General features: G+C 64.0%; 1 pseudogene. It reads left to right on the forward strand.

Annotated features, from left to right (window positions below):
• Positions 1-465: 465 nt before the first annotated feature.
• A pseudogene (locus EN879_RS36735) lies at positions 466-1,130 on the forward strand (glucose-6-phosphate isomerase); the annotation flags it as partial.

A 1,130-nucleotide genomic window follows, 5' to 3' on the forward strand; every position in this document is an offset into this window, starting at 1 on the left:
GTCGCGGCATCGAAGCGGCGATCTGGCGGTCGAGAATGGCGGCTACGATGGCCTGGCGGATCTGCGCCTGCAGGGTTTGGCCGGATTCGGCCGAAATCCGGAACAGGCCGGACCATATCGCCGTGTCGTTTCGCTGTGGCATGGGAGATTTCCTCGATGGCCAGCCTTTTTCGTTTGGCTGGACCAGCCGAACGTAACCGTGGCACAAGGGGTTGCGCCAATCAATTTTTCTGATCGTTGGGATTTATGCCAGTGATCCTTCACGTCCTTTTGATGCCGCGTTGCGGCATCGTGGGGTGACGCGGCGCTTCATCCCGGCGATGACATCGTGCGTCATGGCGGCGTGTGGGTGTGCGTCATCGCTGCGCATTGATACGGGTGGAGTTCGGCCCGATAGATTGTCGCGACGACACGCGCCGGAAACATCCGGTCCGTAATGATGGCTCGAGGTCTCGGAGTTTGGCAGTGGATCAATCGTCCTTTCAAAAACAGCTCGCCGCCTTGCGCGACCACCGCGCGGCGGCGCCCGCCAGCATGCGCCAGACCTTCGCCGCCGATCCCAAGCGGTTCGTGGAATTCTCCGCCACCGACGGCGATCTGCTGCTCGACTGGTCGAAGTGCGCGGTCGACGCGACCACCATGGAGCAGCTGGAAAAGCTCGCGCAGGCCGCCGATCTCGAAGGCCGCCGCGCCGCCATGTTCGCGGGCAAGAAGATCAACGTCACCGAGGACCGTGCCGTGCTGCACACGGCGCTGCGCAACCTGACCGGCAAGGGCGTCACCGTCGATGGCCAGGACGTCAAGGCGGACGTCATCGCCGTGCTCGACGCCATGGGCGCCTTTGCCGATGCCGTGCGCTCGGGCAAGGCGGCCGGCGCCACCGGCAAGAAGATCACCGACATCGTCAACATCGGCATCGGCGGTTCCGATCTCGGCCCGGCCATGGCGACGCTGGCACTGGCGCCCTATCATGACGGGCCGCGCGCGCATTACGTCTCCAACATAGACGGCGCCCATATCCACGACACGCTGAAGGGCCTCTCCGCCGAGACCACGCTTTTCATCATCGCTTCCAAGACCTTCACCACCGTCGAGACGATGACCAATGCGCAGACGGCGCGCGACTGGGT

This window comes from Mesorhizobium sp. M7A.F.Ca.AU.002.02.1.1, from assembly GCF_003998535.1.
Lineage (GTDB): Bacteria > Pseudomonadota > Alphaproteobacteria > Rhizobiales > Rhizobiaceae > Mesorhizobium > Mesorhizobium ciceri.